General features: G+C 65.6%; 21 protein-coding genes and 2 pseudogenes. 11 read left to right on the forward strand and 12 right to left on the reverse strand.

The window, feature by feature from the left end; all coding sequences use genetic code 11:
* Positions 1-283: 283 nt before the first annotated feature.
* Complete coding sequence (locus tag ACYX4P_RS11245) at positions 284-811, forward strand: RNA polymerase sigma factor (protein WP_476069539.1); 528 nt, start codon at positions 284-286, stop codon at positions 809-811.
* Here ACYX4P_RS11245 and ACYX4P_RS11250 read toward each other — a convergent pair.
* Together ACYX4P_RS11250 and ACYX4P_RS11255 are read right to left on the reverse strand one after the other, a co-directional pair.
* Positions 801-2,078, reverse strand: a pseudogene (locus ACYX4P_RS11250) (glycoside hydrolase family 15 protein); the annotation flags it as partial. The gene ACYX4P_RS11245 and the pseudogene ACYX4P_RS11250 sit on opposite strands and share 11 nt — an antisense overlap.
* Positions 2,075-3,064, reverse strand: coding sequence for an SDR family oxidoreductase (locus tag ACYX4P_RS11255; protein ID WP_476069541.1), 990 nt, complete (start codon positions 3,062-3,064; stop codon positions 2,075-2,077). The pseudogene ACYX4P_RS11250 and the gene ACYX4P_RS11255, both read right to left, overlap by 4 nt.
* Positions 3,065-3,796: 732 nt before the next feature.
* Here ACYX4P_RS11255 and ACYX4P_RS11260 point away from each other — a divergent pair.
* From ACYX4P_RS11260 to ACYX4P_RS11280, 5 genes are all read left to right on the forward strand, one after another.
* Positions 3,797-4,492 (forward strand): helix-turn-helix transcriptional regulator, encoded by a 696-nt coding sequence (locus tag ACYX4P_RS11260; protein WP_476069543.1) that lies wholly within the window; start codon positions 3,797-3,799, stop codon positions 4,490-4,492.
* Positions 4,493-4,802: 310 nt separating this feature from the next.
* Complete coding sequence (locus tag ACYX4P_RS11265; RefSeq protein ID WP_476069545.1) at positions 4,803-6,803, forward strand: HAD-IIB family hydrolase; 2,001 nt, start codon at positions 4,803-4,805, stop codon at positions 6,801-6,803.
* A complete protein-coding gene (locus ACYX4P_RS11270; RefSeq protein ID WP_476069547.1) occupies positions 6,803-7,945 on the forward strand; it encodes a glycosyltransferase in 1,143 nt (380 codons plus the stop codon). The genes ACYX4P_RS11265 and ACYX4P_RS11270 overlap by 1 nt, the downstream gene beginning before the upstream one ends.
* Positions 7,938-8,852, forward strand: a complete 915-nt coding sequence (locus ACYX4P_RS11275; RefSeq protein WP_476069549.1) for a glycosyltransferase family 2 protein — start codon at positions 7,938-7,940, stop codon at positions 8,850-8,852. The genes ACYX4P_RS11270 and ACYX4P_RS11275 overlap by 8 nt, the downstream gene beginning before the upstream one ends.
* The gene (locus ACYX4P_RS11280) at positions 8,849-9,925 is read left to right on the forward strand and encodes a glycosyltransferase (RefSeq protein WP_476069551.1); all 1,077 of its coding nucleotides are present in this window, start codon (positions 8,849-8,851) and stop codon (positions 9,923-9,925) included. Before ACYX4P_RS11275 ends, ACYX4P_RS11280 begins: the two co-directional genes overlap by 4 nt.
* A gap of 383 nt (positions 9,926-10,308) precedes the next feature.
* On the opposite strand, the gene ACYX4P_RS11285 is transcribed toward ACYX4P_RS11280, so the two are convergent.
* The 9 genes and pseudogenes from ACYX4P_RS11285 to ACYX4P_RS11325 form a co-directional block, all read right to left on the reverse strand.
* A complete protein-coding gene (locus ACYX4P_RS11285; RefSeq protein WP_476069553.1) occupies positions 10,309-11,217 on the reverse strand; it encodes a pepsin/retropepsin-like aspartic protease family protein in 909 nt (302 codons plus the stop codon).
* Between the two features lie 65 nt (positions 11,218-11,282).
* On the reverse strand, positions 11,283-11,807 hold the full coding sequence (locus ACYX4P_RS11290; RefSeq protein ID WP_476069555.1) for a hypothetical protein: 525 nt from the start codon (positions 11,805-11,807) through the stop codon (positions 11,283-11,285).
* On the reverse strand, positions 11,804-12,193 hold the full coding sequence (locus ACYX4P_RS11295) for a DUF2568 domain-containing protein (protein ID WP_476069557.1): 390 nt from the start codon (positions 12,191-12,193) through the stop codon (positions 11,804-11,806). Before ACYX4P_RS11295 ends, ACYX4P_RS11290 begins: the two co-directional genes overlap by 4 nt.
* Positions 12,190-12,846, reverse strand: a complete 657-nt coding sequence (locus ACYX4P_RS11300) for a hypothetical protein (protein ID WP_476069559.1) — start codon at positions 12,844-12,846, stop codon at positions 12,190-12,192. The genes ACYX4P_RS11295 and ACYX4P_RS11300 overlap by 4 nt, the downstream gene beginning before the upstream one ends.
* Complete coding sequence (locus ACYX4P_RS11305; protein WP_476069561.1) at positions 12,846-13,535, reverse strand: hypothetical protein; 690 nt, start codon at positions 13,533-13,535, stop codon at positions 12,846-12,848. Before ACYX4P_RS11305 ends, ACYX4P_RS11300 begins: the two co-directional genes overlap by 1 nt.
* Before the next feature lie 137 nt (positions 13,536-13,672).
* The gene (locus ACYX4P_RS11310) at positions 13,673-14,185 is read right to left on the reverse strand and encodes a hypothetical protein (protein WP_476069562.1); all 513 of its coding nucleotides are present in this window, start codon (positions 14,183-14,185) and stop codon (positions 13,673-13,675) included.
* On the reverse strand, positions 14,182-14,667 hold the full coding sequence (locus ACYX4P_RS11315) for a TetR/AcrR family transcriptional regulator (protein ID WP_476070263.1): 486 nt from the start codon (positions 14,665-14,667) through the stop codon (positions 14,182-14,184). The genes ACYX4P_RS11310 and ACYX4P_RS11315 overlap by 4 nt, the downstream gene beginning before the upstream one ends.
* Before the next feature lie 12 nt (positions 14,668-14,679).
* Positions 14,680-14,820 (reverse strand): annotated as a pseudogene (locus ACYX4P_RS11320) (hypothetical protein); the annotation flags it as partial.
* 465 nt (positions 14,821-15,285) lie between these two features.
* Complete coding sequence (locus tag ACYX4P_RS11325) at positions 15,286-16,254, reverse strand: hypothetical protein (protein WP_476069564.1); 969 nt, start codon at positions 16,252-16,254, stop codon at positions 15,286-15,288.
* A gap of 517 nt (positions 16,255-16,771) precedes the next feature.
* On the opposite strand from ACYX4P_RS11325, the gene ACYX4P_RS11330 reads away from it, so the two are divergent.
* The 5 genes from ACYX4P_RS11330 to ACYX4P_RS11350 all read left to right on the forward strand — a co-directional run bounded on the left by ACYX4P_RS11330 (position 16,772) and on the right by ACYX4P_RS11350 (position 22,653).
* Positions 16,772-17,911, forward strand: coding sequence for a ComEC/Rec2 family competence protein (locus tag ACYX4P_RS11330; RefSeq protein WP_476069566.1), 1,140 nt, complete (start codon positions 16,772-16,774; stop codon positions 17,909-17,911).
* On the forward strand, positions 17,908-20,139 hold the full coding sequence (locus ACYX4P_RS11335; RefSeq protein ID WP_476069568.1) for a Mov34/MPN/PAD-1 family protein: 2,232 nt from the start codon (positions 17,908-17,910) through the stop codon (positions 20,137-20,139). Before ACYX4P_RS11330 ends, ACYX4P_RS11335 begins: the two co-directional genes overlap by 4 nt.
* On the forward strand, positions 20,136-20,768 hold the full coding sequence (locus ACYX4P_RS11340) for a hypothetical protein (RefSeq protein ID WP_476069570.1): 633 nt from the start codon (positions 20,136-20,138) through the stop codon (positions 20,766-20,768). Before ACYX4P_RS11335 ends, ACYX4P_RS11340 begins: the two co-directional genes overlap by 4 nt.
* A gap of 170 nt (positions 20,769-20,938) precedes the next feature.
* Positions 20,939-21,721, forward strand: a complete 783-nt coding sequence (locus tag ACYX4P_RS11345) for a hypothetical protein (protein ID WP_476069572.1) — start codon at positions 20,939-20,941, stop codon at positions 21,719-21,721.
* On the forward strand, positions 21,718-22,653 hold the full coding sequence (locus ACYX4P_RS11350) for a DUF4238 domain-containing protein (RefSeq protein WP_476069574.1): 936 nt from the start codon (positions 21,718-21,720) through the stop codon (positions 22,651-22,653). Before ACYX4P_RS11345 ends, ACYX4P_RS11350 begins: the two co-directional genes overlap by 4 nt.
* A 247-nt stretch (positions 22,654-22,900) precedes the next feature.
* On the opposite strand, the gene ACYX4P_RS11355 is transcribed toward ACYX4P_RS11350, so the two are convergent.
* Positions 22,901-24,066, reverse strand: a protein-coding gene (locus ACYX4P_RS11355) for an IS3 family transposase (protein WP_191559183.1) whose coding sequence is annotated in 2 segments (ribosomal slippage) — positions 22,901-23,808 and positions 23,808-24,066 — 1,167 coding nt in all. Because the reading frame shifts where the segments join, the coding sequence is not laid out codon by codon here.
* Between the last annotated feature and the right edge of the window lie 77 nt (positions 24,067-24,143).

Here is a 24,143-nt window from a genome sequence, read left to right on the forward strand (position 1 = left end):
GGCAACGACAGTGATTGGCGGTCGATCCGCAAGAAATCTGCGCGGACAGAGCGGGCCGCGCCCGGGCGCCCGGGTTGCGCATCGTGCGACTTTGATTCATGATTCCGTCGCCGGCGCCTGCGTCGGTGGGGCCTGGAATCCCCTGTGCGACACTGATCATCGACGGCACGCGTGGAGCGCGGATGCCGGTCGCCGACGACGTCGGACCCCTGCGCTTGCGCATGGGCCCGGGTCGCGAGCCGCCTCGGGATTCCCGACTTCTCAGGAGAGCCGGAGAAGCGTTGTGACAGAGGCGAAACAGCTCGGCGTCAACGATCAGGACGGGCTGAACCGCCTGTATCGGCAGTACAGCGTCTGGCTGGGCCGACGCCTTCGGCCCGCGCTGGGGTCGGAGGCCGCCGCCGACGTCGTGCAGGAAACCTACATCCGCGCGGCGCCCTACGCCCTGAGCGATATCCGCCATCCCAAGGCGTTTCTTCTCAAGATCGCCATGAACCTCCTGAGAGACGAGCGACGGTCCAGAGCGCGCCGTGAACCGGCGGAGCACGGCCCTGACATGGTCAACCACGAGCACGCTTCGCAGATCGAGGAAATCCTGCTCGCGCAGATTCTCCATTCGATGCCGGCCCTGTACCGGCATGTTTTCGTGCTCAATCGCTTTGACGGCATGACCTATCCCGAAATCGCCCGGACCCTCGACGTGAGCGTGAAAACGGTGGAGTGGCGGATGGCCAGCGATCGCGGCAGTTGGTCGGCAGCTGCCCGTCATCGGCCAGCTCGACGGCGCGGGCGAGCGCCTGCCAACAGCTGATCTTCGACATCGTGTAGTGCTGGACGTCCTCCAACTCCCACATGCCGGCGTCAGGCTGGCGCCAGAGGTCGGCGCACTGGTCGGCCAGTTCCGACAGAAGCTGGGCGCTGGCGCTGTCGAGGATGTTGCCGCAACCGACGAAGCGCGAGGCGGTCTCGAAGATGTCGCCGAAAACGCCGTGCTGGCGCTGGGCGGCCGCGCGGTTTCCGGTCACAACGGGGCGCGAGCGCCGATAACCGGGCATGTCCCAGTGGGTTTCGCCGGGCACGGCGTCGCCGTCGAGCGTGTAGCAGACCTTCGGGCCGTGATCCCGAAGCTGCTTTAGGAGCCAGGTGAAGGCCGCCTTAGCCTCGGCCTGGGCGCCGGCCGCGAGGAAGGCCTCGATGGTGTAGCCGGCGTCACGCACCCAGGCGTAACGATAATCCCAGTTCTTGTCCGAGCCGATCCGTTCCGGAAGAGAGGTCGTGGCCGCTGCGGCGATGGCGCCGGACGGTGAATAGAGAAGGAGTTTGAGCGCCAGTGCGCTGCGGACGAAGGCATCCCGGTAGAGGGAGGGCGCGTGAAGCCGCGCCGACCAGTCCTTCCACTCCTGATCGGAAAGGTCGATGCGGCAGTCGATCTCTTCGATGGTCGGCGCCACCAGCGGCTCGTCGCGTCCGGCCACGATCGCGACGGTGCGACGCTCGCCGGCGCGCACCGTGATGTCGGCGAGGATACGCTCGTCGGACCAGACGCAATCGATCCGGGGATCGTGGACGAACAGGCCGAGCACGCGCTCAACGTGGAAGACCGTATGTGCGCCGATCTTTGAATGGTAGGGGTTCGCAGTGTCGCCCCGACGCCCTGGCCGCATCTCCATCGCGAAGGTCATCGCCCCCTCGAGACCGTCGATCCGGCGGGCGAGCTCGCACCAGGGGAGACGACCCGCCGTGCCGCTGTTGAGGCTTTCGGTCAGACGCGCGCGGCCTGATGCTGTCACGAACTCCGTCTCGAGCACATTGCTGTCGTCGCGGTAGCGTCGGGTGGCGGTGAAGGGCTGGTCGGGCGTCAGAGAGAACCGGCCGCCGTCGGGGTCGAGCAGGCGGTCGAACAGGGGAGGGGCGTCCATGGCCGGGACCGCCCACCAGTCGAGGCTCCCGTCCAGGCCAGAGAGGGCGACGGTGCGGCCTTCGCCGAGGACGCCGTAGTTCTCGAGCGGAAGGGCGCCGTCGGGGCGCAAGCACTCCGCCTGAGCTGGCGGTTGCGGCGTCATCGGTGAGACGGTCATCGTCTGGCGCGCCCCGCGGCGAAGCCCAGGACGCCTCCCAGTGCGGCCAGGGCGACGGGGGCGACGACCTTGAGAAACAAGACGTGCCGGCTGCTGACCCACCCCACGACGGGCCTCACCACGCGATCCGACCCAGGGCCGTCGATGCGCGCCGGACCGCCCGAAGGTGCGTCCAGATTACCTTCGCGATAACTTGCGGCTTCTCCAAGCTGTGCGTCGATCATCCGGCCTGCCTGACGATCGGCCAATCCGGGCGCGAGGCGTTGAGAGGCGGCCATCAACCAGGTCGATCGCCCGACCCAGATCTGGCGCGTCGGACGCGCGACTGCGGCCCACACGGCATCCGCGCAGAGGCGGGGGTCGAAGAGAGGATCGGGAATGATCTGCTCGCGTCCCGTCCGGTTGCGGGCCCACGTCGATTGGGGCGTATTCACCGCAGGGAGATAAAGGGTCGTGAGCGTGATTGCGGAGCCCTCCGCCTGGAGTTCAGCCCTCACCGCGTCGGAGAAGCCGTCGATGGCGGCTTTGGCGCCGCAGTAGGCTGCCTGCAGAGGCGCCGCTCGCAGGGCAAGGCCGGATGATATCTGGACGATCGCTCCCCGACCGACAGGCCGCATGGCCTTGAGAGCGGCGCGAACTCCATAGACCTGCGAAAGATAGGTCGTCTGTGTAACCCGCAGGTACTCAGCGTCTGTAATGTCCTCGGCCGCGCCCAGCACCGTGGACATCGCATTGTTGACCCAAGCGTCGATACGGCCCCAGGCGGTCATCACCGCCTCGCCCGCCCTGCGGACCGCTTCAGAGTCCGCCACATCCGCCTCAAGCGTCATCACCCGACCTGAGTGAGGGGACAGCTGCGATGCGGCTGCGTCTAGACGCTCGGCATGCCGCGCAATCAGAGCGACGTCCCAGCCGGACCTTGAGAAGCGGTGCGCGATGGCGAGACCGATGCCGGCGCTTGCTCCGGTGATGACGATGACGGGCATGGAGTCCTGAGCAGGACGCCGGCGGAACGATGCGCCGAACGAGGAGGGGGAGGGATGGGAGAACGAGGCTTGTCTCCGAAGGTTGCCGCCAGCGAGGGCGACCGTGATGCGACGACTGGCTGTCGCGAGATGAGCCGGAGAAGCGACTTGCGATACGCCAAACAGCCGGGACCTTGACCTGCCAGCTCAACGGCGTGCGAGGTCTGGCCTCGAATACGCCGCGAAAATGACGACTTCGAAGGCGGCAGTTGAGAGTGGGGTGAGGCACAGGACGCTGGGGTGCGATCGGGCGGCCGCATCGTCGCCGCTCTCACGATCCCTCGCAGAACCCTGGGTCGCCCTAGGTGGCCGACGCATGGCGGAACGTGTCTAACTGACCGCCGAAGTCCAGGCCGTCACCCCCAGAAAGCCGATACCTGCGGCGACAAAGAGGGCGACCCAGATCCAGTCCTGCACGTCACGACGCCGCATGGCCGGCCACCGAGCTCCACTGGTCGAAATGTCTGCACTACCTCAAGGCCTGCATCCGCGAAACACGCGCCGGCCTCGTCCCCGATGTCCGCAATGCGACGTAAGGTTTGCGTTTAATCTGTTAGCAGCGTCTGAGCCCTAGCGGGGGTCGATGAAGCCGGTAAAACGGGTGTCCTTCATCATCATCGCTCTCAACTTGGCCGCGGTCGTCGCGGCGCTTCTTTAAGACTCTGTCCCGGTTCCCTACAGCCTAACCTTCACATGGCGTCTCCCAAAAATCTTGGTGCCTTGCTGGACTCGCTGCGCGGGCGACGGCATCCGGTCACCGCGGCACAACTCGCGGCCGAGTTCGGGAGATCCGAACGGACGATCTACCGCGATCTCGCCTTTTTGCGAGCCCAGGGGGTGAGGATCGATGGCGCTCCGGGCTTCGGCTACCTCTTGCGATCCGATCGCCTTCTTTCACCGCTCCTCCTGACGGCGTTGGAAGCGGAGGCCTTACTCCTCAGCCTGCGAGCCCAGGCGGAGAGCGACGATCCTCGTGTGTCGCCAGCGGCGCGATCCTCGGCTGCCAAGATCGCCGCGCTTCTGCCGGAGCCTGCGCAAGGCGCGCTCTGGCTCAACCGACACCCAGCTTCGCCTCCGTGCGATGTCGACGGGCTGGCAGCAACGATCCGCGGCGCTATCCGCAGCGGGCACAAACTCGGCCTGGACTACACCGACGCCGAAGGACAGCGCACCGAGCGGATTGTCTGGCCCATCGCCACGGGTTTGTTCGGAGCCACCGAAATCCTGGCGGCGTGGTGCGAACTCCGCTCGGCGTTCCGGCACTTCAGTCTGCGGCGCATCGCTCAGCTCGAAACTCTGGGAGTTCTCTCGCCCAGGCCTCTTCCGAGCCTGTTCGCCGAATGGGAAACTGCGCATCCCGGAAAGCTGGCCCCGGGATGCCGCCTTTAGCCGGGGCGCGCGATGGGTCGGTCCGCGCGCCGCAGCGCGCAGGACCGAGCATAGGGCGGCGTCGAAGTAGGGAACGCTGTCACAGACGATGACGGAGCGGCGATCGAGGTTCTGAGCCGAGGGATGTCACGCCGTCGAGGTTACGGTGATCCGCGAGCCGGAGGATATCCGCACCGACACGACGCGGGTGGAGGCGGCGCGACCGGTCGCCCATCAATACCCTTGTCAGGGGTGTGTCAGGAGGCGCGGCACGGACGCGGCCGACGCGGAGCCTATCGGCAAGCGCAGCATTAGGTCCGCCGGAGGGCCTGTGCACATCATTCATATCGCTCTGGGGGGCTGCCTCAAGGCTCCGCCGGTTCAGTTCGGTCTCACCGCCGATACCGGCGGCCATATCGCCTATGTTTTGGAAGCCGCCATCCACCAAGCCAGGCGACCGGACGTTTCGCGTGTCGAAATCTACACCCGCCGTTTCGCGGAGGCCGGCCTCGGCGCCGTATACAACCAGGCGGAGGAACCGGTCGCGCCGGGCGTTACGATCCGCAGGATCGCAACGGCTTCGCCGGGGTATCTGTCCAAGGAAGCGCTTGATCGTGAAACGGCCGACTTCGCCCGGGCGTTCTGCGAAAGGCTGGAAGTCGAAGGCGTCCTGCCCGACGTCATCCATGCGCATTTCGCCGATGCCGCGTCGGTCGCGCTCGAGGCCCGACGGCGTTTCGGCATTCCCTTCGTCTACACCCCCCATTCCCTGGCCAGGGACAAGGCGGCGACAGGGGCGCCTGGCCTCGACGCCCGGGTCGCTGCGGAGACGACCGCCCTCGCGCAGGCCGACGCCGTCATCGTTTCCAGCCGTGAGGAGCGAGATCGTCAGGTCGGCGCCTATGGGGTTGCAGACGCCCATCGGCGGACCGTGGTGGCGCCGCCCGGTCCCCCGACCCCGGCCGATCCTGACTTCGCCGCCTGCGACGCCCTGCTGTCATCGCTCGATGCGCCGGAGAAGCCGATTCTGCTCGCGGTCGCCCGTCCCGTTCGCAAGAAGAACCTGCACGGGCTTCTTCTGGCCTTCGCGGACAGTCCCGAGCTCCAGCAGGCCTGCAATCTCGTGATCCTGGCGGGGCAGGACACCCCCGAGCGGTCCGGCGAGGAAAGGGCCGTCGTCGACGGTCTTGCGGCCTGTGTTGGCGACCGGGGTCTGGCGGGGCGGGTCTGTCTTCCAAGCTCGCACACCCAGGGCGAGGTTCAGGCTCTCTACCAGCGCGCCGCCCGCGACGGCCTCTTCGCCAATCCCGCTTTGCACGAACCCTTCGGCTTGACCCTCCTCGAGGCGGCGAGGGCGGGCGCCCCAGTGGTCGCGACGGACCGAGGCGGCCCGGCCGAGATCGTCAGCCGGATCGGCCACGGCCTGCTTGTCGATCCCCTGGACGAACAGCGCCTCGCCGAGACCTGTCTGCGTCTGATGACCGACCGGCCTCTGCGGGATCGCCTGGCCGCCCGAGGACCGGCAGGTCTGGCCCGGTATGACGGTCGACGCTATGGACGGGGGTCAGTTCTCGTCTATCGCGCGATCGCGCCGCAGCCCCGTCTGCTCGTTTGCGATATCGACGGCACCCTTACGGGATGTCGCGATGCCGCCCGACGTTTCGCGCGATGGCGCAACGAGGCGACGTTCCCCTTCGTGGTGGCGACGGGCCGCGATCTCGCCACGGCGCGCCGCATCCTCTCGGATTGGTCGCTGCCGGAGCCCGACGCCTTCATCACCGACGTCGGCACGGCCATCCATCGGGCCGAGGCGAACGGCTGGGCGAGATGCGACCGCTTCCATGACCAGCTTCTTCGGGGCTGGGACGTCGATCGGCTCTCGGCGCTCGCGGATGATGCAGGGCTGACACCGCAGTCGCCGTCCTGTCAGACGTCCGTCAAACTCAGTTATTTCGGAGACGCCGCCGCGGCGGACGGTTTGCGAAGGCGGATTGTTCTGTCCGGCCTGCACGCCCGGGTCGTTCACTCCCACCGCCGGCTGATCGACGTTCTTCCGTCCGGGGGCGGCAAGGCGCGGGCTGTGCACGCCTACGCGGCCTCTAGGGGATGGACGCTGGCCCAATGCGTCGGCGCCGGCGACAGCGGGAATGACGAGGATATGCTAAACGCCTGCGGGCGCGCCATCGTCGTGGGCAACGGCGACGCGGACCTGGCCGGATTGGCGCCGCGTCGCGGCCTCATGAGGAGCCGCGCGCGTCATGCCGATGGCGTGCTTGAGGCTCTGGCGGCGTTCGGGGTGATCCCGGCGCCTGCGACGCGGTGGGCGGCGTGATGCGCCCATTCGGATATTTCGTTCATCACCAAGGGCGCGGCCACGCCGAACGGCTTGCCGATCTGGCCTGGGCGCTCCCGCGCGAGCGACCGCTCACCGTCTTCTGCGCCAAGACCGAGATCTTTCCCGTCCTCCCCGATCACGTCGAGGTCGTCGCCATTCCCTCCCTGTTCGAGCGACAGGGCGACGAAGCTCCGGGCGGCGATTTGCCTACGCCGGACACCCTCCACTGCGCCCCGGTGGGATGGCCGGGGATACGCCGGGCTATGGGTCTGATGAGCGACTGGTTCGCGCGCGAGGATCCCGAACTCATGGTGTCCGACGTCTCCGCCGAAGTGGCCCAGCTGGCGCGCCTGTGCAGCGTCCCGCACGTCAAGGTTTTGCAGCATGGCGACCGGTCCGACCCCGGCCATCGCGCCGCCTATGACGGGGCGGTCGGCCTTCTTGCGCCTTTCGACGCGGTCCTCGCCCAACCCGATTGGACGCCTGCGATGCTGGGCAAGACGCATTTCGCGCCTGGCCTCGGAGTACGGGGAAACGCGCCGGACCAGGCGGTCGCTCGTCGCGCGCTGGGTGTCGGCGAAGGTCAGAATGTCATCCTGGTGATCGCCGGCGCCGGCGGTTCGGGCTTCGGCCAGGCGCCCCTGGGGGTGGGGGCCCGGGCTCGGCCGGACAGTCTGTGGCTGACCATCGGTCCGGTGGAGCGCGACTGGCACGCCACCGAACCGTCGAACCTTCGCCACTGCGGTTGGGTCACCCAGCCCCAGCTTCACCTGGCGGCCGCCGATCTCGTCGTGGCCTCCACAGGAAACACCACAACCCAGATGATCCTTGCGGCCGGCAAGCCTTGGCTGGCCGTACCGGAATGGCGCTATTTCGACGAGCAGCACAGGAAGGCCGACTGTCTCGCACACGCCGGACTGGCGACCGTGCGCGCCCATCTGCCGTCTTCCCCGGAAGCCTGGCGAACGGCGATCGACCAGGCGCTGCTGACCCACAATCCGGCGAGGCAGCGCGCTGCCGCCGGCGAGGGCGGGGCGGTGCGCGCCGCCGCCTGGCTTGAAGACCTCGCTGATCAAGTCTGGCGCCGCCAAGGCGACCCTGACGCCCTTCTCCTGTCGATCGGAAGCTCCCATGTCTGACGTCTCCGTCATCACCCTCGCCCGAGGCCGCGACGACCACCTCGTCAATCTTGTCAAAGGACTCGCAAACCAGAGCGTGCCGCCGAACGAACTGGTCGTCGCTGTCATGCAGGAGACGCCTTACGTCCTGCCGGACGTCGGTTTTCCGATCCGCCAGTTCCACGTGCTGGGCGACGACCTTCCGCTCGCAGCGGCGCGAAACGCCGCCGCCAGACGGGCTGTGGGTCGGGATCTGGTCTTCCTGGACATGGACTGCATCCCGGCGCCGGATCTCGTCGAAATCTACCGCGATCGGCTCGAACGTCTCGACGGCCTTCTGATGGGGGAGGTGCTGTACCTGCCCGGGGGGGCGACTGAGGGGGACTGGGATTGCAGCGCCTTCGCCGCCCAGGGCGTCAAACACTCGGATCGGTACGGTCCTCCGGCGTCCGAGATCGAACCGTGCGCAGACTACCGCTGCTTCTGGTCGCTGAACTTCGCCATCCGGCGCGACACCTTCCTCGCGGCGGGAGGCTTTGATGAACGCTACCGGGGTTATGGCGCGGAGGACACGGACTTCGGAAAGTCCGTCACCATGGCGGGCGTTCCCCTCGCCTGGATCCAGGGCGGGCTGGCCTTCCATCAGTACCACCCGCACTTCATGCCGCCGGTCCACCATCTCGACAGCGTGGTGCGCAACGCCGAGCTCTTCGAGGCCAAATGGGGCTATCGCACCATGGGCCATTGGCTGCACGCCTTCCGGTTGATGGGCCTTGTGGACGACGCCGAGGGCGCGCCGATCCGCATATTGCGCCGGCCCACGCAGGACGATTTCGCCCTTACCGGCCAGCAGAGCCATCAGCCCTACGCCAACAGCGCGCGTGTGATCCGATTGCTGCAGGCGCGCGCGGAGACGGTGGCGGCGTGAGGATCGCCGTCCTGAGCCACCTTCGCTTTCCGGTGGCGCGACCCTATGCGGGAGGAATGGAGGCCCACAGCGCCATGCTGGTGGAAGGCCTCCGGCGCCGGGGCCACGACGTCGTCCTGTTCGCGTCCGGCGACAGCCGGGTCGATGTTCCTTTGCACCCGGTCCTGGACCGCGCCTATGAAGCGGATTTTCCGTGGGCGACGTGTCGGGGCGGTCCGGCTTTGACCAGCCTGCTCGATGAGGCTTACGACAAAGCCTGCCGGGCGATCGCCGAAGGCGGGTTCGACGTCGTACACAACAACAGTCTTCACCGCTTTCCGCTTCAGCGCCAATGGACCGACCTGACGCCTACGGTCACCTCTCTTCACGTCCCGCCTTACCCGGCTCTGCATGGTTTCGTCACTCAAAGCCCCTCGCCCCGACATCGTCTAACCGTAACGTCGGGACGGCAGATGGACCTGTGGTTTCCAGAGGGACCGCCGCCTGAAGCTACCATTCTCTACAACGGCGTGGACCCGGATCTTTGGGAGTTTTCCGAAAAGGGCAACGGTCAGGCAGTCTGGAGTGGCCGCTTGTCCCCGGAAAAGGGTGCACATTTAGCCATCGCAGCGGCGCGACACGCTGGTCTCGCCCTAACCCTTTGTGGCCCCATCGACGACAGGGCCTATTGGGATGAAGCCGTTCAACCCTTGCTCGGTGATGGCGTCCTCTATGGCGGACATCTCTCTACCAGTAGTCTGTCCCAGCTTGTCGGAGAGGCGTCCGTCTGTCTCTTCACGCCATGTTGGGATGAGCCGTTCGGCCTGGCTGCTGTCGAGGCTATGATGTGCGGTACACCGGTCGCGTCTTTCTCCGCCGGAGCGGCGAGAGAGATTGTCGGCGATGGTGGCGTGATCGCAGATCAAGATACCGCGCATGCGTTGGCATCTGCGATCAGCATTGCGAAGTCGCTCGGTCGTGAAGAGGTGCGAAGGTCAGCCGTGAAACGATTCTCGATCGATCGCTGGCTCGACGGCTGCGAGATTGCTTACGCGCAGTCGGTTGAGGGCGACGCCGAGAAAGCGTCGCCGTAGCGGACATCAAACTCCGTGGCACAAGAAGAATTTCCTTGGAACGGCGGATCAAATTCGCCGTGGAACACCGAACCGATCTCCGCCCGCTTCTAGAGCGCCGATTCGGACCGCGTGGTCGGCCCAAGACGCCACGAGCGCGGTCGGCCCAAGACGCCACGAGATTGATCATTCGATCGCCGAACAGAAGTTCCAGCCGTCGCGACTACGGACACGATCGCTTGGGCAGTGTTGGCTTTTCCACCGTGTCGGCGATTCAGACGGGTCCGCTGACGATTGTCGCGTCTTGCTGGGGTGGTGCCATGAGATCTGGTGTGCCGACATCAGGCGTAAAGACGAAGAGAACGGCTCGTCCTGATAGCATGCACAGGCTAACGGGTCTGAGCTCAGTGATGGATGACCATGCGGGCTGCGGGGTAGTCGAGCGTGAAGGTCCGGCCAGCGAAGGCGTTGCCTCCGAGGGCACCCTCCACCGGCTGATCCATCATGCCGCTCATGAAGGTGTGGAAGGCGTCGTCGGGTCGTCGGGTGAACCACACGGGCCCTAGCGTCACCCCGCCCAAGGTCAATGAGGGAACTTCGATCATCGGCGCGCTGGAGCCAATCTGGGCGTCCTCGACCACCCGCCATTCCGGGTGGGCCGCACGCCAAGTTTCGAACCGAGCTTCCGAGATCATGCTCGTGGCGCGCAGGGCGGGTCCGTTGTCGTCCAGGGCCGCCAAGGCGTTCTGGGAGAGCAGGGTGGTCGCGCCGGTATCGAACAGGAGAGGAACCGGCTGACCATCGATCTGGGCGACGACCCGCGGGAAATGCGTCGTGCGTTGATCGTCCCGGGTCTGGAAGGTGAGCGGCAGAACGACGAGGCCGGCCGGCGGCGTCCAATCAGCCGCCTCGCGGGTCAATCGTCCGCGCGGAAAATCGAATGTCCAGATGCGGTCGGCGAACCAGAGCGCTCCGAGCATGGCATCATGGTCGAACAGTGCGCTTGGCGCCTGACCCGGTCTGCCGTGATCAACCACGCCGACTGCGAGGCGGGGCAGGGGGGCGATCGCCGAGCCAGTCGACAGTTCGGGATAGCGCGCAGCGTCGCCTGCTTCCGCCGCTTCAACGACCAAATCCAGGCGTGCGACGGCCTCGCGGGTGACGTAGCGGCCTCCGCCCGTGTCGGTGAAGAAAACGACAGGCTCGCCCCGCCGGGTTTCGCCATCGAGGAGGACGCGGCCGGCCACGAACCGGGCCGGCATGTCCGCGGCCGAAGTCTGTGCCTGGGCGACGCCGCCGGCGATGACGATCACGGCGAAGAGGACGGCGGTTGCAGATTGGAGAAAGCTCGGTTGGGCTGACATGGCGGGCGGTCCGGTCAGTCCGCCGTCGCGTTCGACAGGCGCGGCGGACGCGGATTGCGCCCGAAAGCCTCGTCGCAAACAGCGCGCCCCAAGGCTTCCGCCGCCAGCATCTGACGATCCGCCAGCAGTCCGGCGAGGCCGCCTCCAACCTCTACGGCGGCCTCCATCGGAACGCGGCCGACGATCCGCCTGCGCGCGGGATCGACGAACTCGACCACCGCCCGGATCGACTGACGCCCGCCTCCGTTCAGGAGGGTGTTGAGCCGGCCTGCGCGATCGAGGTCCTCGACATGGATCCGTATGTCGACCGGCGCCGTCCCGTGCATGCACAGTGACAGCTCTTCACGCATTTCTTCGGCGACGGTGTCGGGGAAATCGTCCCCGGCGTTCACCCAGTCGGTCGAGAGAATGATCGCCCCGGGCTGGGCGGTCTCTTGAAGCCCCGGGGGAAGCGCAATAGCGGCACGGCCCTGAACGACAGGGGCGCAGGCGGTCGTCAGAAGCAGGACGGCGCAGGATGCCGTCAGAACCGGATTCATGGGAGCTCCAGTTTTGGAAGCGGACGAGGTCCGGGAAGGGTCGGCCGTCGATCGAGTAGCGCGAGTCCGATCGTGGTGATGAGATGAACCGTCGCGCCGAGCGCCAGCGCTACGGCAAGGACGGTCGCGCCCTGCGCCATGAAGCCGACCACGCCTGCGGCGAAGACCGTCGCCTTGAACAGCAGGAGGGCGATGCGTTTCAGTCGGCGCGACGCCTTGGGAGCCGCCCAGACACGCCACAGACCCAGCACAACGACGATGGCGGACGAGGCGGCGACGACGGGGTGCCACGGCGTCACCGAGGCCGCGCCCCACCCGACGCCGGCTACGGCAGCGATCTCGACGGCGAGCGCGGCGACGTCGTTGAGCAGATGGAAACGCGTCATGGCCGCAGGCTCGCGGCCCAGCGGCGTTCGTCCGGCGAAAGTTCGCGGTCGTCGGTCACGTTCCAAACGAGGTTCTGGAGCCGGAGGATATCCGCCTCTGTCTCGAACGTCCGGCCCGCCGGACTTTCGATCAGGGCGACGAGTTTGCTGTCGGTCGTGACCGGACCGGGCCTGAAGGTGTCCCAAGACGCTGAAGGGCCGCGCTCGTGGTTGAGGCACTGGAGCGCCAGCTTGACGAAGACGGGCTGGTCGCCCGGAGGGACCTCGAAGCTCTCCACGATCACCAGCAGGCCGTTCTGCGTCTCGTCGTCGAAAGAGACGAAGGTCAGACCGGCCGGCAGCTCGACCCGGATAGGGTGCGCCGTGGTATTGATGAAGCTGAGGCACAGCCGGACATAGACGCCCACGCCCAGGGTATGATCCGGATCGGTTTCGTCGGGTCGACGGCATTTGCTGCGATCAAAGCCCTCGACCGGTTCCTGGATGACGAGGCCGGCAGGCCAGGCGAAGGCTTCACCGACCGGCATGCCGGTTTGAGGTCCGACGCCCGGCCGGTCGGCCGCCGCTGAAGGCGATGATCCGACGGTTAGGAGAGCCGCCGCAAGGGCCAGCGAGGCGAGCCGACCCGGCCTGGCGGTCAGGATGCCTGTCATCAGAACACCTCGTGCCAGGTGTCGGCGCCGGAATAGGCGTCCTGCCGGCCCAAGCAGATCAGCCCCGGGTATTCGGCGACGACCGGATTTGCACCGCGCGTACTGATGCGATGGCGGAGTTGCCGACAGGAAAAGCCCCCAACCGGGATTTCGCTTACGACGGTGATCCGGCCGTCGTGGGCTCCGCCGCGCCAATCTATGACTCGGCCGGGCGTCCAAGCGCCGATCACGGCCGACCAGGCGGAATAGGTGTCGTCATGCGGCCTGAGCGCCTTGCGCCAGCTGTCGATATCCATCGAGGCCTCGCAGCCCGAACAGGCGTAGCGGCTGGCGTCGCGATAGGCTTGACGCTGCGCTTCGTCTTCGGGCCGGAAGGCGAACTGAGTCGGCCGCACGACGGCGCGATGGCCGGCGTTGGTCGGCCACGGCTCCACGCCCGGCGGCGGAGGCTCGACGGCCGAGGGCGCGGCTGCGGCGTCCTCGTCCGCATTGCGGTGGGAGGAAGGCCCGGTCCGTTCGGGTCGGGTCGCGGCGGAGCGGTCGGTCCGGGGACGTACCGCGTCCTCGACCGCGCGTTCGGCCATCCGGCCGAGCAACCGGCCGAAGTCTTGGGCGGCGGCGGGGGGAGGGGCGCACACGAGCGCCGTGACCACGGCCGTGACGGCCGTGGCGGCGGAAGCGAGTTTCATGAGAGAGGACTTTCGGAGAGGCGATCGCGGATCCGCGAGACGCCGGACGGCTCAGTCGCTGAGCTTGGAGGAGACCATGGCCAGGCCGGCCAGGCCCAGGAAAACGAGGAAGAAGATGAGCAGCGAGGGAAGGGGCGTCACTGCGGCGTTCCCCCGAACATCCGACCGGCCACCTCCGGCGTGTAGAACGCGAGGTAGCGGTCGGCGCCGCGGGGCGGCAGAACCTCGATCAGGAACCGGTTCTCTATCCAGAGTTCCACCAGATCAAACACTCCGCCGCGATCGCACGGAACGGCGCGCCATCCCTGACGCTCGCCGACGGCGATGATCTCTTCGGAGGTCAGGGCGCTGGTGATCGCGACGTGGAAACCGCTCGCGGCCTGGGCCTGGCCGTCCTGCCGGATCTGGACCTCCCAGGGCATAACTTCCGGGCCGTTGGCCTTGCGGGCCGGATCGGCGTCGCCGGCGCCCGGATTGTGGGCGGACGCTTCGGGGAGGACCTCGACGCCGACGCCGGAGCCGTCGCGAGCGATCGCGACCCAGGCGTCAGGCACGACGGGAAACGGCATGGCCATTCCGTCGATCAGGACGGCGAAGACTTCGGCGACCGCCTTAGGATCGCGTGCGGGGAGAGAGAAATGACAGATCATGAGGAGCTTTCTTCGGGCGAGGTCGCCAAGGGCGCACCGCCTCGGGTCTGGAGATCTTTGATGAGAGTACGCACCGCCCAGGCGACGGCGTCGGACGCGTCCGGGCCATCGAGGCCCCACTGTTCTCGCAGGGAGAGCCACGGGTAGGCGGAATACAGGCACTGAAGGACGGCGGCGGCGCGGGTCCGGTCGGCGGGCGAGAGGTCGGGCGCGCCTTGCGCCACCGCCGTCTCGAACGCCAGTCGTCGGGCATCGTCCTGACTAGCGCGCATTTTCCGACCGCTGTCGGTGGTCATTATGCCGAGGATGTGGCCGGGGGCCTGGTCGAAGGAGGCGTAAAGCGGCTTGAGACGGCCGGCGATGTCCTCGAGACGATCTGGGAAGCCTCCGGCGACGCCCTGAAGCTCGTTGCCGCGCTTCCAAAGTGCTTCGTCGAGCACCGCCCGGCTTGGAAAATGACGGTACACGGTCATCTCGGTCACGCCCGCCGCCTCCGCGATCTTTCGGTTGCTCAGCCCCGACGGTCCTTCACTTTCGAGCACGCCCGCCGCCGCTTCGAGGATGCGGGTGCGGGTGGCGTCCGCCTGGTCACGGCGCAGGCCTGAGCGATAGGGTCGAGTGGCTGTAGTTGTCATGATGTTAGTAGCTATAACATCAACAGGGCTATGACAACATTAATGTTTGGTTAGATGCAGAAGCACCTAGTGTCGACGCCAGCCTACGTGTCGAATGACCTCGCTGGTGTTGTCTCAAAACGCGCGACTGGACGGTCCACGAGATACCAATCCGCTAGCGTCGTCGATCTTTAGGATCGAGCGCCGTTAGGTCGGATTGGCATTGAGGCTCTCAACCTGCGTATCTTTGGTGCGGCTGATTCAAACTGAAGACGGTCGCGCCGAGCGGAGGCGGCCGAGGGCGCGGTTCCTACTCTCAACGATACCACTGATGGAAATCTGCGCCGCCGGTGTGCGCTGTGTTGCACATTCCCTTACACACTACCCTTCGATGTGCTACGAAGTGCTGTACTATCAATTATTTAGATGTGGCGTGTGTGACTTACCTGCTTAGCCAATCGCGGAACGAGGCGAAAGACCTGCTGCTTACGGGACAGCATCCGGCATTGCCAAACTGAGAGGGCCCACCCAGCGATCAGAGCCCTGACGAAGCTCAATCTTGGTCCCGGTATGGCTCACGTCGAAGCGGATCGGCGAGGTTTCCGACTTCGACCAGATCGCCAACGGTTCAATGTTGCCTTGGCTGAGAAAAAGGGCGGCGGCTGACATGCGTTCGGCTGATCGCACGAGCACCTGCCTAGCCGCCCGGATCTGTTTCAGCTTGTCGCGCCTGGCAGTCGGAGCCAGGGCTTTCGCCCAGGCCTGAGGGTCCGCGCCAGCTTCAGTCGCCGCCCTGCGGATGCTCAGAGCCGCCTCGGACAGTTCGCGGCTCATCGACCAAGAGCCTGTTAGGAAGGCAGGGCCACGGATTGAAGCCAGCGCTCGGCCGCTGGAGGATCTGAGAACTGCCCCTCGGGTCTTGATATCGCGGGACAAGGCAAGGCGGAGGGTTTTCATTGTTCGCCCGAACTCGCGATGCGCCTGTTCGGCGGCTGAGGCGCGTCCTTGGTGATCTGCGATCCACTGCAAGAAGGCGTCGGCCCGCCGGACGTGATGAAAAAGCGCGGCGGCCTCCTCTCGCTCCTTCTGGGAGCGGCGGAAGGCGTTCTTTGCTGTCTGCAGTCGGTTGTCGGTCCAAATGCTGAGGCTACATTTGGGCCCGATGGCGTAGATCGCCTCGGTGTGCGCGCACCAGATCAATGTCCCGTCGGACAAGTACTTCGGAGAAGTCGGGCTACAAATCGGGCACGGGGCACCGTCCCCGTTCGGGCGCAGCTTCTTATTGATGCTGATTTTTTCGAGAAGCACCTCCACCTCGCCGTCCACGGGCGGCCTGGTGGTGCTGATCGCATGGAAGGTCTCCGGCTGACCGGTTGTCCTCACGTGGTCTTCGAACGCGGCGATGAGCGACTGGGCAGGAGGCTCAGGGAAATGGCTTCGAAGGACGAGATTCACGCCGGTCTCCTATCGCAGGCCACCCGCTACGCGCGTGCAGCCGTCTAGCTCATGGTAAGGTGTTCTTGTTTTGTGCGAAATGCTCCCTCTAGCGGCAGAGAGAGGGAGGATCGCTAAACCTAGTAGTGTGTCGCTCCAGCAACACCATATCTGGACTTTAACTCCGAATCACGCGAATCTGGATAGCTTCCGTTAACTGCGCTTTTCATCTTCGCCCGGCGCCCCATACTGATGGGTGCGTACCGGCGATTCGTGTGCGCGGGTGGCTGGCTCGAACCAGCGCAATGCTCTCGGGAGGGGGCGAACGGGAGGCTCAGGCCAACCAACCACGGCCAGCCGGCCGGGGTCCACGGGGAGAGGCGACCACCAGACTTGGCCGTCGCAGGAAGTCGTCTCTCACCCGCTTTTCTTTCAACCGATCGCAGATCGGCCCCGGATATAAGCGCGCTTCTCCTCGGCTTACAACAGCCATGAGAGCCTCCCGGCGGCCGCCTGCGGCAAAGCAAATCCGGACAACATGACCGCTAAGGTTAGCTTTTTCCGCGTCGGCAACGGCGACATGACCCTGATCACCCTGCAAAGCGGCAGGACGATCCTGATTGACTGCAACATTCGCGCGGCGGCGGATGACCCCAACGACGAGACCGCTGACGTGGCCTCGCAGCTCCGGGCTCGCCTCCGTACCGACGATGCCGACCGGCTGTACGTCGATGCGATGATCCTCTCCCACCCCGATGCGGATCACTGCCGCGGCCTTGAGAAGCATTTCCATCTCGGGCCGATCGCGGACTACGACGCCGACGGCGACAAGATCGTCATCCGAGAGATGTGGTCTTCGCCGATGGTGTTCCGCCGCGCCTGTCGTAGCCACACCCTCTGCAGCGACGCCAAGGCCTGGAATCGCGAAGCCAAGCGTCGGGTGAAGGTCTTCAAGGACGAAGGCGCGTGCAAGGCGAATGAGCGCGTGCGCATCATGGGCGAAGACGAGGATGGCAAGACCGACGATCTCGCCGCCATCTTGGTGAAGATCGATGAGGTCACCTGGGAGATCGACGGATCGAGCGAGGATCTGTTCGAGGCCCGCTTGCTCGCGCCGCTCCCCAAAAGCGAGGATGACGAGGAGGAAGAGGCGCTGTCAAAGAACGACAGCAGCATCATCATCCAGTTCAGCCTCGCCAGCGAGCAGGGCAACGATCCGGTACTGTTTCTCAGCGGCGGTGACGCGGAGGTCGGCATCTGGGAACGTCTCTGGGACAGGAAATCGTCGACGCCGGAACACCTCGCCTACGACCTGCTCCAGACGCCCCACCACTGCAGTTGGCATAGCCTGTCGTGGGACAGTTGGAGCGACTGTGGCGAAGAGGCGGAAGTCAGCGATGATGCGCGCAACGCCTTGGGACAGGCCCAGTCGGGGGCGAAGATCGTCGCCAGTTGCAAGCCGATCCAGGACGACGACTGCGATCCGCCCTGCGTGCGCGCGAAGCGCGAGTACGAAGACATCCTCGATGGGGTCAACGGCGAGTTCGTCTGCGTTGGGGATGACGGTCCGGACCCGCTGGAATATGAGATCGGTCGCGGCGGCCTTACCATCCTCAAGGCTGCGGCGACCCGTCGCGGTCCGACGCTGATTGGCGTCACCCCCCAGGGGCACGGGTGACCGAGCTGCTGGTAGAGTATGCTTGCCGGCAGGTTGCCCGACACCCTTCGGTTCGTAGCATCGAGGCGCCCGTAGCGGCCTTCGGCACGACGACCGTTGAGTTCGAGCTCGACTTGTCCCTGGGCCACCGATGGGTGGCCCAGGGCGCCAGCCCGTCTGGCATTCGTCCGGTCGAGCGGGTCCGCCTCGACTTCGGCCCCCTCTATCCCACGAAGGCGCCTGGGCCCTCCTACCGTGCCGATCTCGGCCGAGGATTTCCCCACGTTCAGCCATGGCTGACCCCAGACGGGCGGCCGGTGCCGTGCCTGACGGAGGCGCCGATCGATGACTTTCATGCCGTTTATGGTCTTCACGGCCTGATCGATCAGTTCGTCGCGTGGCTGCAACGTGCGGCGTCCGGCGCTCTGATAGATCCGCAGCAGGGCTGGGAGGTGTCTCGCCGCGACGGCTACATCGACAGCGTGCTCGTCGACGTGGCTGCCATCCGAAAGCTGCCGGACGCTCAACCTGGTGGGCGGTTCGGTTACGCTTATCTCCAGACCAGATTTGCCGCTCATCAGCTTGGCAAAGGAGGTCCAGGATCCTGGCTCGGTGAAGTGGGGGACCTCGTCAAGCTCGACGATGCGAGCCTTGGCGGGCGAGCGACCCAAGATGTTGTGTACGGCGAAGGTGTCTGTCTGGCGGTGTGGGCCACAGCAGGGGAAGACGAACCGGCTCCCGTGTTTCCGGAGTATGAGCCTGATGACGTGGAGACATACGCCGACCTGATGGCGAAGGCTGAACGGCTCAAAGTCAGTCGCCGCTTGGGCATGTATCTCGACATTCTGACCAACAATGCCCCGTACGGCGGGAACGCCGCCAGACTCCCAGTCGTGGTGTTGATGTTGGTCCGCCGTCCGTTGCCTTTGGCCGGTTCGGATAGCGACATTGAAGTGTTCGCCTACTCGCTGCCTCTGACTTTCCCGTGCAAGCGAGCGAAACTGGATCCTGAGACCAAAGTGGACCGCCTTGCCGTACGGGATCGGCTATCGCGCCAGCTTCTGCGCCGTGTGAGCGGGGGGCCGGAAGTTGCGACTCGCTGGGCCCTGATAGGAGCCGGAAGCCTAGGCTCGAAGATTGGGATTCACCTCGCACGGCAAGGCGTCACCCCGATCGCTGTTACGGACAAATCCCAGCTGCTTCCGCACAACGTTGCGCGTCATGGCTTGTTACCGACAACCGGCGGCCTCGGCCTCGAATGGCGAGGCCCTAAGTCCTCTGCCCTAGTCGAGGCGATCGCCAGCATTGTGCGAGAACCGCTATACGATCTTCCTGGCGATGCCACAGAGGCCTTGATGCTCATGGAGACATGGGCTGACCGGCCCGAAGTGATCGTCAATACGACCGCCTCGTTGGCCCTAAGGGCGGGCGCGGCGCAAACGCCGTCCTCAGCCCGTTGGATAGATGCGGAGCTTTTTGATCGAGCGTCGCTGGGGACTCTGCGGGTGGAGGGGCCAGACCGTAATCCCTCGATCGAGGAACTGGCCGGCGTCGGCTATGCCACGGCAGCGCGCGACGAAAGTCTGGCTCAGCACATATTCGAGGGAGCCGGCGTATCACGCCTGGCTCTGGGGGAGGGCTGTGGTTCATCGACCATGATTGCGGACGACGCCCGTCTTTCGGTCCAGGCCGCGGCGATGGCCGAGTCGATCGGACAACACTTGGCGCAAATGCCGGCCGAGGGTCTGGTCCAGACTTGGCGACGCGATGGCGGAGGCCTGAGTCACGAGACCACCCTGATCTCTCCCTTTTTCCGACTGGCCCTCGCGGACGGCTGGACCCTGTCGATCGCGCCGACCGTGAGCGACGCAATCGACGCCGAAGTCGGCAGGTGGCCCAAATCCGAGACCGGCGGCGTACTGATCGGCAGGGTGTCGTTCATCACTCGGACCATCTACGCGCTGGATACGATGCAAGCGCCCAGCGACAGCAAGCGCTCGCCGTCATTCTTTGAACTCGGTGTGGCCGGACTGGCAGGTGCGATCGCTGACCTATCGGCCCGGACGGGCGGCGCCTTGTACTGCGTCGGGACGTGGCACAGTCATTTGGGCGCCGCCAACCCATCGCAGGTCGATCGGGCGACGGCGGCGAAGCTGGGCAAGGATGCGGCTTATCCGCTCGCACTGCTTATCCGCGGCAGGGACGGTTATCAGGGTGTTTTCGCGGGCTACCGAGAGGAGGGCAGGTGAGCCAGAACTTCGATCCGTACGAGTATATCGCGATTATCACGCCGGGATCGGTCGTGGCCGCTGGCGTGATCTTGCTCTGGCCGGAAGCGAGGGCGCTGGTTGAGATAGATGGCTTGTCCGTCGGGGACCTCGGCATGTTCCTGATCTGCGCCTTCGTCGCGGGGCACCTCGTTCAAGGACTGGGCAATCTGGTCGAATGGATAGCCTGGGCGCCGTTCGGCGGCCTTCCCTCCCGTTGGCTTCGCCGACCGAACGGGCTGGTTGCCCCAGCTCAGCGAGAAGCGTTCCTTGCCAAGCTCGCAGGGCTTTCCGGCGTCGAGGCTCCAGCGGATCTGGGCGGGCGGCAATTCGACGGCCTAGTTCGCCAAGTTTATGCACTGCTCGCGTCCGCCGGCAGAACCAGTCGCATCGACCTCTTTAACCGCACCTATGGCCTGATGCGTGGCCTGACCGCGGCTTTCCTGCTGTTGGGCGCCTGGTTCCTGATCGTTCGTTGGCCAGATGTTCGCTACGCCCTGGTCGCTGGCGTTGCGGGGATGATCGCGTCCCTTCGAGCATGGCGCTTTGCGCGATATTACACGCGGGAACTGGTCGCGGAGTTCCTGATTCACGAGGGGCGCCCGCAGTGACGACGGATCAATCGGAGCAACGCCCGACCAAGACTGGAGGCCTTGGGGCCCAGCTGTTGCTTCGCTTCTCAAGACCAATGCGGGAACGCCCGCAGAAGCGCGCAACGAGGAAGGCGCGCTCCGGCGTGAACCTATTCTGGCCCTTGCTGGGAGTAGGAACGGTGACCGGGATGTCGATCCTGCTCATCGGCCTCGACGGCGGATGTAAACTTGTCTCCACCGAGACGTGTCGGACCGTCATCGTGCCTGTGACCACGATCGCGTGGTCGTGGCAGTCGCTTCTGGGCGCGATCTTCACTCTGCTGGCGGCTGTCTACGGCGCTTGGTTCGTCCTGCGCCAGATTCAGCAGAATGATCAACAGGAGCAGGACCGAAAGGCTCGCCGTCTCCGGGCCCAGCGTGCTTCCATGCCTTTGGTGATGAGCGACCTCTGTGATTTCGCGGAACAGAGCGTTGAGCGGCTGAAGCGGGCGCTGCCTCTCGCGCTGCGATATGGAAGTGTGACGGGAACCCGGTTTGCCCCGCATGCACCAAAGCTGGCGCCTGGAGCGGTCAAGGAAATCACCGCGATGATCGAGGCCGCCGATGACGCCGAAGCGGATGCCTACATCGACCTGTTGGCGGAGCTGCAGGTTCACCTCGCGCGATGGCGCAGTTTTGAAGCGGACCTGACGGCCCGCCGCAACGGCCGCGTGCCGCGAGACATCGAAATCGAGATCGTCGACGCCGCGGAAATCTACGCCCGTGCCTCGAACCTTCTCGCCGTTGCGAGACCAGGGCGTCGGTCGGAGGAAGGTCCCATGAGCCGTCGATCGGCGATGACGGTCCTGGGGTTGCACGACGCGATTTATGACAACGCGAAAGGGTATGCTGAGCGTGCCGACGCGCGGACGCCGTTGGTGTTGCCGGACAGTGAAAACCCTGCCGACGCGGGGTCGGCCGTCGGCGCATGACGTCCAATCCGCCCCGCAAGCACCACTTCGCGCCCGTGTTCTATCTCAATCGGTGGACCGGCCCGGATGGACGCCTCGAGCAGTATGACCGGCCGTTCGGCGATGCCGTGAAGCGGCGGCGGGTGTTCCCGGCGGGTACTGGATACGAGGACGGCCTGTACAGCATGCCCGGTATGCCGCCCGACCTCATGCAGCAGGTGGAAGAGCGGTTCATGCAGCAGGTCGATCATCAGGCCGCGGGCGTGCTCGCGCTTCTGGAAAGCGGTCAGTTTCCCCGGACGTCCGTCGCGAGAAGTGCATGGTCACGCTTCATTCAGTCCCTGCAGTTGCGCACGCCTGCGGACATCGCCGGGATCAAGGCGCGAACCCGAGCGGATTGGGTTGTCAATCAGCCTGAGATTCAGGCGGCATATGAGGAGATGGTCCGGCAGGAGGGCGATCCGGCGACCTTCGAGGACTTCATGACCGCGCGGGATCCGGAGATCGTCGAACGGGTCGCCATGCAGATCGCGACGGTGCTCATCGACAATCCCACGATGGGCGAGTTCATCAACAACATGCGCTGGGGCGTGGTCGATGTGGCGGCGTCCAACCTGTCGCTTCTGGTTTCCGACTGGTGCGTCGATCAGGTCTCGGGCTTGCGAGATCCGCAGGCCTTCATCCATTTGCCGATTGGGCCCAAGCGCCTGTTCGTTGCGGCCAATGATCAAGGGACGATCGACGCGCTTCGGCGGGCTCCTGCTCGAGAACTGGTAAGGCGCCGCAATCTGACAACCGTCGCCCTGGCCCGCAGATATGTCTGGGCGACGGATCGGCGGCAAGAGGCGTTTATTCACGCGAACTTCGGGTCGGTCATCAGGCCCACTCTCGGGGAGCGGCTGGCTGATCTTGGTGCAGCGGCCGAAGGTCAAAGCGGGATGATTACAACCTGAGTATAGCCCAAGGCGCCATCGCTTGTGGGAAGGGCGACATACTCGGCGCCGGACTTTTCCAAGGTCTCCCGAACCAGCGCGCTGAATGCTTCGCCTGACCCCGAGAGGATGAAGCCGTGATCGGTGTCCTGAACGTTCGACGCTCGTGCGTCGCCCTTCAGCGCGATGAGAAGTGGTCCCATAATCAAGCACTCAGGATGGGTTTTGCAGATGCGAGATGAGGCGCCCCCCTCTGGTCCCTCGATCATTATGAGAGTCCAGGGGGTTGATAGCCGATCTGCTTCGCCGACGGGAGCGGCCGTGCGGCGGAGCTGATCAAGTTGCGCAGCCGAACGGCCGCGGGGTTCAGGCGCACCGCCTCCGGGGTCAGTCCCCCGTGCGCCGAGTGCGGCCTGACGTGGTTGTAGTCGATGCGCCAGCGCTCGATGACGGCGCGGGCCTCGGCCAGGGTGGCGAAGACCTCCTCGTTCAGACACTCGTCGCGGAGCCTGCCGTTGAAGCTTTCGACGAAGCCATTCTGCTGCGGCTTGCCCGGCGCGATGTAATGCCAGGCCACGCCGGTGCGGTTGGTCCATTCCAGGATGGCCCGGCTGGTCATCTCGGTCCCGTTGTCGCTGACGATCATGGCCGGACGCCCGCGTCGGGCGATCAGCCGGTCCAACTCGCGCGCCATGCGTGAGCCGCCGATCGAGGTGTCGACCACCAGAGCCAGGGCCTCGCGCGTGAAGTCGTCCACGATGCACAGGATGCGGAAGCGTCGGCCCCACGACAGACTGTCGGCCACGAAGTCCAGCGACCAGCGCTGGTTTGGGCCGTCCGGCAGGGCCATGGGCGCACGGGTTCCGGTGGCCCGCTTGCGGCCCCGTCGCCGTCGCACCGCCAAGCCTTCCTCCCGATAGAGCCGGAACAGCCGCTTCTTGTTCATGCTGAGGCCCTCCCGTTGCAACAGAATGCCCAAGCGCCGGTAGCCGAACCGGCGGCGCTCAGCCGCCAGGCTGCGCAGGCGCTCGCGCACCTCCACATCGCCCTGTTCAGGCTCGCGACGCACCGTCTTCGGATCGATCTGAACCAGCCCGCAGGCGCGCTTCTGGGAGAAGCCGCGCTCCGCCATCAGACGAAGCACGGCCGCTCTGCGCGCTGCAGGCCCGATCAGTTTTTTCCCAGAAGATCCTTCAGCGCCGACACGTCCAGCATCGACTCCGCCAGCAGCTTCTTCAGCCGCCGGTTCTCGTCTTCCAGCGCCTTCAGCTTCGTGGCGTCCGACACGCTCATGCCGCTGTACTTCGCCTTCCACCGATAGAAGGTCTGCTCGCTGATCCCGTGCCTTCGGCATACCTCCGCCGTCGGGCTTCCGGCCTCCTGCTCGCGCAGCACGCCTATGATCTGCGCTTCGTTGAACCTGCTCTTCTTCACGTCCGTCTCCTTGATGAAACGGACTCTCACTCAAAACGAGGGATCAGGAAGGGGGCGCCTCAGAGAGTAGCGCAGTC

The organism is Brevundimonas sp. ABV4_179, from assembly GCF_056311945.1.

Coding starts and splice junctions, on each gene's coding strand:
- ACYX4P_RS11255 (WP_476069541.1), bottom strand. CDS start 3,064: ATGCCCGTCATCGTCATCACCGGAGCAAGCGCCGGCATCGGTCTCGCC.
- ACYX4P_RS11260 (WP_476069543.1), top strand. CDS start 3,797: ATGGCGTCTCCCAAAAATCTTGGTGCCTTGCTGGACTCGCTGCGCGGG.
- ACYX4P_RS11270 (WP_476069547.1), top strand. CDS start 6,803: ATGCGCCCATTCGGATATTTCGTTCATCACCAAGGGCGCGGCCACGCC.
- ACYX4P_RS11275 (WP_476069549.1), top strand. CDS start 7,938: ATGTCTGACGTCTCCGTCATCACCCTCGCCCGAGGCCGCGACGACCAC.
- ACYX4P_RS11290 (WP_476069555.1), bottom strand. CDS start 11,807: ATGAATCCGGTTCTGACGGCATCCTGCGCCGTCCTGCTTCTGACGACC.
- ACYX4P_RS11295 (WP_476069557.1), bottom strand. CDS start 12,193: ATGACGCGTTTCCATCTGCTCAACGACGTCGCCGCGCTCGCCGTCGAG.
- ACYX4P_RS11300 (WP_476069559.1), bottom strand. CDS start 12,846: ATGACAGGCATCCTGACCGCCAGGCCGGGTCGGCTCGCCTCGCTGGCC.
- ACYX4P_RS11305 (WP_476069561.1), bottom strand. CDS start 13,535: ATGAAACTCGCTTCCGCCGCCACGGCCGTCACGGCCGTGGTCACGGCG.
- ACYX4P_RS11310 (WP_476069562.1), bottom strand. CDS start 14,185: ATGATCTGTCATTTCTCTCTCCCCGCACGCGATCCTAAGGCGGTCGCC.
- ACYX4P_RS11330 (WP_476069566.1), top strand. CDS start 16,772: ATGACCGCTAAGGTTAGCTTTTTCCGCGTCGGCAACGGCGACATGACC.
- ACYX4P_RS11345 (WP_476069572.1), top strand. CDS start 20,939: ATGTCGATCCTGCTCATCGGCCTCGACGGCGGATGTAAACTTGTCTCC.
- ACYX4P_RS11350 (WP_476069574.1), top strand. CDS start 21,718: ATGACGTCCAATCCGCCCCGCAAGCACCACTTCGCGCCCGTGTTCTAT.